Origin of the sequence: Pseudonocardia sp. NPDC049154 (assembly GCF_040648315.1) — a bacterium.
Taxonomy (GTDB): Bacteria; Actinomycetota; Actinomycetes; order Mycobacteriales; family Pseudonocardiaceae; genus Pseudonocardia.
The window spans coordinates 175,301-182,888 of the sequence record NZ_JBEZDN010000004.1 but is presented as its reverse complement, the minus strand read 5'-3'; the positions used below and the strand labels follow the sequence as shown (position 1 = coordinate 182,888).

The 7,588-nt window shown below is 69.5% G+C and carries 5 protein-coding genes; 3 read left to right on the top strand and 2 right to left on the bottom strand.

All coding sequences use genetic code 11. From position 1 onward, the window contains the following. Positions 1–623, bottom strand: a 623-nt coding sequence (locus tag AB0B41_RS04495) for a cytochrome ubiquinol oxidase subunit I (RefSeq protein WP_358198868.1), incomplete at its 3' end; no start/stop codon positions are given. A 465-nt stretch (positions 624–1,088) separates the two neighbouring features. Between AB0B41_RS04495 and AB0B41_RS04490 the strand changes: the two genes are divergently transcribed. Both AB0B41_RS04490 and AB0B41_RS04485 read left to right on the top strand, forming a co-directional pair. After that, the gene (locus AB0B41_RS04490) at positions 1,089–2,330 is read left to right on the top strand and encodes a cation:proton antiporter (protein WP_358198866.1); all 1,242 of its coding nucleotides are present in this window, start codon (positions 1,089–1,091) and stop codon (positions 2,328–2,330) included. Positions 2,331–2,386: 56 nt separating this feature from the next. Next, complete coding sequence (locus AB0B41_RS04485; protein ID WP_358198864.1) at positions 2,387–3,697, top strand: DUF2254 domain-containing protein; 1,311 nt, start codon at positions 2,387–2,389, stop codon at positions 3,695–3,697. A gap of 53 nt (positions 3,698–3,750) precedes the next feature. On the opposite strand, the gene AB0B41_RS04480 is transcribed toward AB0B41_RS04485, so the two are convergent. Beyond that, positions 3,751–5,046 (bottom strand): chloride channel protein, encoded by a 1,296-nt coding sequence (locus AB0B41_RS04480; RefSeq protein ID WP_358198862.1) that lies wholly within the window; start codon positions 5,044–5,046, stop codon positions 3,751–3,753. A 473-nt stretch (positions 5,047–5,519) separates the two neighbouring features. On the opposite strand from AB0B41_RS04480, the gene AB0B41_RS04475 reads away from it, so the two are divergent. Next, positions 5,520–7,061 (top strand): glutamate decarboxylase, encoded by a 1,542-nt coding sequence (locus tag AB0B41_RS04475; RefSeq protein WP_358198860.1) that lies wholly within the window; start codon positions 5,520–5,522, stop codon positions 7,059–7,061. Positions 7,062–7,588: the final 527 nt, after the last annotated feature.

Here is a 7,588-nt window from a genome sequence, read left to right as displayed (position 1 = left end):
ATGAGGAATCCACCGACGAGGTAGGCCGCGACGACCATGTGCGCCGCCTGCAGGGGCATGGCGTCGTTGAAGATCACCCGCACCGGGTCCACGGAGACCACGGTTCCGGCGGCGTCCGTCGTGAAGCCTGCTGGGGCGTTCATCCATGCGTTGGCGGCGACCACCGACACGCTGCCGAAGATCCCGGCGACGACGATGGGAACACCCGTCCAGAAGTGCGCCCACGGCGCGAGTCGGCGCCAGCCGAAGATGTAGAGCGCGATGAAGATCGCTTCCGTGAAGAAGAACAGTCCCTCGAACGCGAAGGGCACGCCGAACGCCTCGCCCCACTGGCCCATGAACCGGGGCCACAGCAGACCGAACTCGAAACTCAGCACCGTGCCGGTCACCGCGCCGACGGCGAACGTCACCGCCATGTACTTCGACCAGCGCTGCGCGAGCATCAGCGCGTCCCGGTCGCCGTGGCGGACGGCTCGGTAGTTGGCGATCAAGGTCATGAAGGCCCAGGACACGCCGAGCGGTACCAGGATGATGTGGAACATCAAGGTGAACGCCATCTGCGCCCTGGCCCACGGAACAGGATCCACAGCGGCGAGCGCGGCCAGGCTCTCGACGGACGCCATCACCTCGACCGCTGCCTACCGCCGGATACCCGAGATCCCGACCGTCGACCAGAAGGCCGCAGCACGGCGTCGGACCCGTATCCGGCGGTGGCTGTCTCCGTCATGACTCCCCCAGAAGGTGCTAGGCAAAGCGACCTCGTGGGCGCCCCCGGCTCCGGTCGGCACCCTTGTCGGGAGCGGTGTACGGGCGCCTCACCCGTGACGGACGACTTCGCCGGTGTCGGCACGGCGCCCTGTAGCAGTACCGCCAGCACTTCTCACCGGTGGCGAGGTCCTCCACGCCCTGCTGGTCGCCACTTGGCGCTGACCGCCGTGACCGAGGAGTACCGCCACCGGCCGGTGGAGCTTCGACGCGTGCGCGACGTGGATCGCCCGGCGCGATCGGGTTGAGCATTCACCCGAGGCAGATGACCGACCACGGGGATGGGCACGGGACAGTGCAGGCCGTCCTAGATCGAGGGGGAGATGGACGACCTCGGGAGTGTGCTGAACAGCCTGGTGCTGGTGGGCGTCGTCGCCGCGCTGGCCCCGGTGATCGTGGCACTGCTCCCGGGTCCGAGGGTGCCGCAGCTCGTAGTCCTGATCATCGGTGGGATCGTGCTCGGGCCACATGTTCTCGGCCTGTCCGACCCCGGGGTCCTCACCCTCATCGCCAACATCGGCCTCGGGCTGGTGTTCCTGCTGGCGGGCTACGAGCTCGACCCGGCCCTGTTCCGCGAGCGTGCCGGGCGGTTGGCGCTGACCGGCTGGGTGATCACCGTTGTGCTCGCCGCCGGGTCGGTCGGCGTCCTCGCCGCGCTCGGTCTCGTGCGCGCGTTCGTTCCGGTCGCCTTGGCTCTGACCACGACGGCGCTGGGAACGCTGCTGCCGATCCTGCGCGAGCACGACCTGCTCGCCGGGCAGTTCGGGCGCTACGTCCTCGCTGCCGGTGCGGTGGGCGAACTGCTGCCGATCCTGGGCATCGCGCTCTTCCTCGGCACGCAGAGTCAGTTCGTCGCGATCCTCTCGGTCGCCTCGGTCGGGGTGCTCGCCCTCGTCCTCTCCATCGCGCCCCGGCTCGCGCGCGGCAACCGGATAGGGCAGATCGTGAAGGAAGGCGAACACGCCACGTCCCAGACCACGCTGCGGTTCTCCATCGTGCTGCTCCTGTTCCTGCTGGCCGTCGCGGCCGAGTTCGGCCTCGACGTGGTGCTGGGGGCGTTCCTCGCCGGCATGGTGCTGCGTCGGTGGGCACCCGGTGACGCCCACGCGCTGGAGGAGAAGCTCGACGCAGTCGGCTACGGCTTCTTCATCCCGGTCTTCTTCGTGGTGTCGGGGATGACCCTCGACCTGCGCTCGATCGTGGAGGCGCCGCTGCGGCTGGTGTTGTTCTTCGTCCTGCTGCTGGTCGTTCGCGGGCTGCCGGCGCTGGTGATCTATCGCAGGGCCCTGCCCATGACGCAACGCCTGCAGATGATGTTCATCACCGCCACCTCACTGCCGCTGCTCGTCGCGCTCTCCGAGATCGGGCTGCGGAACGGGACCATGCTCGCGGAGAACGCCGCTGCGCTGGTCGGCGCCGGCGTGTTGTCGGTGATCTTCTACCCGGCCATCGCGGTCGCGATCGGGGCCCGGCGAGCGGGCCGCGACAGCGTCGATCCCACCCGTGCGGCGCCGGCGGACACCCCCACACCCGACGAGCCGCGGGACGATCCGTCCGCGACCTGAGCGAGACCGGCCGGCCGAACCGGGCCGCGGCGCACACATGTTCGAAGGGGTCCGAGGTGAGAGACCGAGAGACGATCCGCGAGTACGTGACCGGCTCGCTGTGGGTGCTGCCCGGCTTCAGCGCCGTGCTGGCGTTGGTGGGCGGGTTCGTCCTGTCCCGCATCCGCGTCGACCCGGAATCGCCGTTGGCGTTCCAGGGCACGGCCGACGATGCACGCACTCTGCTGAGTAACGTCGCCGGCACGGTGGTGACCGTCATCGCCCTGGTGCTCGGCCTGACCGTCGTCGCGCTGCAGCTGTCGTCGACACAGTTCTCGCCGCGGTTGCTGCGGAGCTTCCTGCGGGACCGGCCGACCCAGGTCGTGCTCGGCACCTTCGTCGCGACCTTCGCCTACTCCGCGGCAGGTCTGTTCACGGTGGGGCTGTACGACGGGGAGCGCACCGAGGACTTCCCGCGGCTGGCGGTCACCGGGGCGATCGCGTTGCTGTTCGCCAGCCTGGCGATGGTGGTGTACTTCGCGGACCACCTCGCCCACTCCATCCAGGTCGACGTGATCGGCAGGCGTGTCGAGCGGAACACCCTCGCGGTGGTGAACGGGCGGCTGGGCGGCGTCGAGGACGCCACGGCCGGTCCTCCTGGATGGGCGGTTCCACTGCTAGCCCCGAGGTCCGGATACATACAGTCCGCTCATCCGGAGCTGCTCGCGCCACTCGCGGGCCGACACGGGGTGCACATTCGGCTACGGGTAGGCGTCGGCGACCACGTCGTGTCGGGAACGGCACTCGCGTGGATGTGGACCCCGGCCCGGGACCGACCCGCCCCGGACCCGGCGGACGTCCAGCGGGCCGTCGCTCGCGCCGTGCGGATCGGACTCGAGCGCACGGAAGGACACGACGCCGCGCTCGGCGTCCGACAACTCGTCGACATGGCCTGCAAGGCGTTGTCGCCGGCGGTGAACGATCCCTACACCGCGATCCAGGCGATCGACCACCTCTCGGTGATCTTCTGCGCCCTCGCCGGTCGACCCCTCGGGGACGACGTGGCCGTGGGCCCGACCGGCCGGGGCGTGGTCGTCGTCCCCGGCAGGCGGTTCGGTGACTACCTGGCCACGACCTGCGGGCTCATCCGCCGCTACGGCTGTGCCGAACCGACCGTGGCGCTGGCCCTGCTCGGGCTGCTGCACGACTGCGCCGGCGTGGTGGCCGACGACCCGACGCGGTGGGCCGCGATCGGCGAACAGGCCGACCTCATCCTGGCGGACGCCACCCGGGAGACCGCACAGCCGGCCGACCTCGCGCCCGTCGCCGCCGCCGCCGCCGACCTGCAGCGGCGGGTGGCAGGACACCGCTCGGCCACGTCTCCTTGAGTCCGGACGCCGACAGACCCGGCACCGGGGGTCGAGCCGGGGATCGGGCGCCCTCAGTCGGACGTACCCGGTTTCCCCGCGGCGTCGCGCGCCCGCCTGCGACGTGCGACGAGATACTTCGCCGCCTCCATGGTGAGGAACGAGGTCACGACGGCGATCAGGATCGGCGCGGTCTGCAGCGCCCCGACCTGGGTCAGGAACGCCGCCAGCAGCACCATTGAGAACGGCGCCGCGGCGAGCGACCCCGGGACGGCGGCGAGCAGGCAGGTGAACGCGAGACCCAGCGGCACCCCGGGCACCACCTCGTGCACGAGGACACCGAGGGTCCCTCCGATGAACAACGCCGGGAAGATCGGCCCGCCCACGAACCCGCTCGCCTGGCTGACCGCGAACGTGAGCTGCTTGGCGAACACGAGGACGACGAGCAGGCCCACACCCCAATTCCCGGCACCGTGGAGCACGGTCTTGAGCTGATCACTCCCGGTGAACATCGTCAGCGGCAATATCACCCCGACGACCCCGAACATCACACCACCCAGCGTCGATCGCACCATGCCCGGGAGCTTCACCAGGTCGAACAGCCGCGCCGCCCCCTGGACGAACGCCACCAGCACCGTCACCGCGAGGGCCGCGAGCAGGCCCAGGGGAATCGCCGCCGCCAGCTGCCAGTCCTCGAACGCGTACTGCGGCACCTGGTAGGCGTCGAGGAACACGGATCCGGCGATGACGAAGTAGATCCCGAAGGACACGCTCGAGGCGACGATGTCGCCGACGAGAGCCTTGGCGAACCGGTGGCCTCCGGGGCGGGCGAGCTCCAGGATGAACATCACCACGATGACCGTGCTGGAGAACAGCCCGCCGTAGGCGCCGGCGAAGCCGGACAGGGTGGTCAGCTGCGAGTCCTCCCGGCTGAGCCGGCGTCTCCGGGACACCCAGCTGCCGGCGCCGCCACCCAGCGAGCCCAAGGCCTTCTCCGGGCCGAGGCTGGCGCCCCCGATCAGCGACACGGCCGAAACGACCGCGACCCCGGGCACCAGTCGCGGCTCGACGTGCCCGGCCTTCAGGTCGTCGATCAGGCCGGGGATCTCCTCGGGAAGGCGGGTCAGACGGCGCAACAGCCCCACGACGAGGCCGGCCGCCGCGGTGACCGCCACCCACCACCACTGCCCGCCGAACCAGCCCGGGTCGGAGGCGACGTACCAGCGGCCGCCGAGTCCGATCACCCCCATGAAAACCAGACCAGCGAACGCGCCGAACACCCCGAGTGCCACCGCATAGCCCGAGAGCACCCAGAACTCCCGGCTCCCGGTGAACGACAAGGCCGGAGCCGGTTCGGACGGTGCACTCACGAGAGACCTCGCAGCGCCGCCGCTCTCGCCGTCGCGACGGCCGCGCCGCCGTGTCCTGTGCTTCTGGCCATGCAGATCCTCGGGGTCACTGGTCGCGGTGCTCCGCACCCGGGGCCGTGGCCAGCCACAGCGGTGACAGAGCACTCTGATCTCGCGACGACTCGGGAGTGCGGCCCGCCTGTCCTGGACTGCCGGGTCTCGGCCGGCCGGGGCCAGCCGGTTCGTCGTCCCGTCAGCGTGGAAGCGGGAACCCGCGCCTCCCTCACCCCGCCGAGGTGAAACGGCCCTCCGGCGAACCGCCCAGAGATCGAGTTCCACCGGCGAACCCCTCGTGCTGCTCGGAGACCCCGACCTGCTCTGCCTCGACGAACTCAGCGAGAGGCCCGGATCGCGAACTGCTCTTCCACAGGGGCCCGACGAGCGCTCGGGGTGCCGACAAGGCGTTCGACCGCCACGGCTGCCGGCTGTGCGAGGTGCTTCCCTGCAGGATCAGCGATCGCCCGTCGAACTCACCCGGCGCGGGTGCTTCGAGCCGGCTTGTGGGCCGGCACCGTATGGAGGTTGTGGCCGGTGAGAAGCGTCCTGGGGCCGCCAGACGCGCTGCTCGGTCGCCCGAGGAGGATCTGGTGGTTCATCGACACGTCTCGCGTAAGGACCCGTCCGCGGACTCCGCGGTCGCGCCGGCCTACACCCAGCGGTTGGATCTTGAGCCGATCCCGAAGTTCCGGATGCCCGAGCACGGAGCCGCGCCGGAGGCGGCCTACCGGTTGATCCACGACGACTTGCTGCTGGACGGGAGCTCCCGGCTCAACCTGGCCACGTTCGTCACGACCTGGATGGAGCCGGAAGCGGGTCGCTTGATGTCCGAGGCCTTCGACAAGAACATGATCGACAAGGACGAGTACCCGCAGACGGCCGAGATCGAGCGTCGCTGCGTGAACATGGTCGCGCACCTGTTCAACGCCCCGGAGGACGGCGACGCGGTCGGCGCGTCGACCATCGGGTCCAGCGAGGCCGTCATGCTCGCCGGGATGGCGTTGAAGTGGCGGTGGCGGGCCCGCCGAGCAGCGGCCGGAGAGTCCACACAGCGACCGAATCTGATCTTGGGCTCGAATGTGCAGGTGGTGTGGGAGAAGTTCTGCCGGTACTGGGACGTCGAGCCTCGCTACATACCGATGCGACACGGCCGTTACGTGATCACCCCGGACGAGGTGGTTGCGCGGATCGACGAGAACACCATCGGCGTGGTCGCGATCCTCGGGACCACCTACACCGGCGAGTTCGAGCCGATCCGGGAGATCCACGACGCCGTGGTGGCCCACAACGAGGCCACCGGAAATCAGGTGCCGGTCCATGTGGATGCGGCCAGCGGCGGTTTCGTGGCGCCGTTCCTGCATCCGGAGTTGGACTGGGACTTCCGCTTGCCGATGGTCAAGTCGATCAACGTGTCGGGGCACAAGTACGGGCTGGTGTATCCCGGAATCGGCTTCGTCGTCTGGCGCGAAGCAGAGGACCTGCCCGAGGACCTCGTGTTCCATGTGAACTACCTGGGTGGGGACATGCCGACGTTCACGCTGAACTTCTCGAGACCCGGAAACCAGATCGTCGGCCAGTACTACAACTTCCTGCGGCTGGGCCGGTCGGGCTACCGCAAGGTGATGGAATCGCTGCGTGACCTGGCCGTGCACACCTCGGGCCGGGTCGCGTCCCTGGGCCCCTTCGAGTTGCTCAGCGACGGCCGAGCGATCCCGGTGTTCTCCTTCAGGCTCGTCGACTCCGCGCAGTACACGGTCTTCGACGTCTCGGAGCGGCTGCGCACCGAGGGCTGGCAGGTGCCCGCCTACACGATGCCCGACGCCGCGACCGACGAGGCCATCATGCGGGTGGTAATCCGCGAAGGCTTCAGCTACGACCTGGCCGACGACCTGCTCCAGGCCCTGCAGAACGCGACGAACTATCTCACTGCCAACCCGCCGAGGGCGTCCACGGGAACCCACGGTTTCAGCCACACCTGACGGGCCGACCCGCCGGCGAAACCGGCTCCGGCCGCCACCACTGAGTCGTCCTGGGTCTGACGGAGGCCCGGCTCATGGGATTTCGACCGTGGGATGGTCGTCCCGGCGGCCGAGTAGAACGCCTGCTCGTACTCGGTCGCGGCCGGTCATCGAGGTTACTGTCGAGGCGCGCGGTGTTGTGCCAGTGCACCCGGCCGAGCGTGGCGAGCTCGACCTCGACGGTCTCGAGGGCTGCGCGCAGCTGGGCGGCTGTCGAGAGCAGCTTCGGGTCGGTGCACTCGAGCGAGCCGGAGAGATGTCGAGGTCCTTGTCCTCGCTCCAGTGCTCCTTCAGGGCCTCCTTCAGCCCATCAAGGGCCGGCTTGAGGTCGGCCGAGACGTCGAGCCCGAGCGTGTTCGTCGTGACAACCTCTTCCAGAAACGGGATCTGGGCCGCACGAGCGAAGATCGAAGGGCCGCTCATGTCCTCCCAGGGCCCGAACATGGCGGTGTCGGCTTGGGCGTCTTCCCGGAGCCATCGGGTGCGAC

What these genes read in the sequence shown, in the direction of transcription:
- AB0B41_RS04490 (WP_358198866.1), top strand. Translation starts at nt 1,089, where the DNA reads ATGGACGACCTCGGGAGTGTGCTGAACAGCCTGGTGCTGGTGGGCGTC.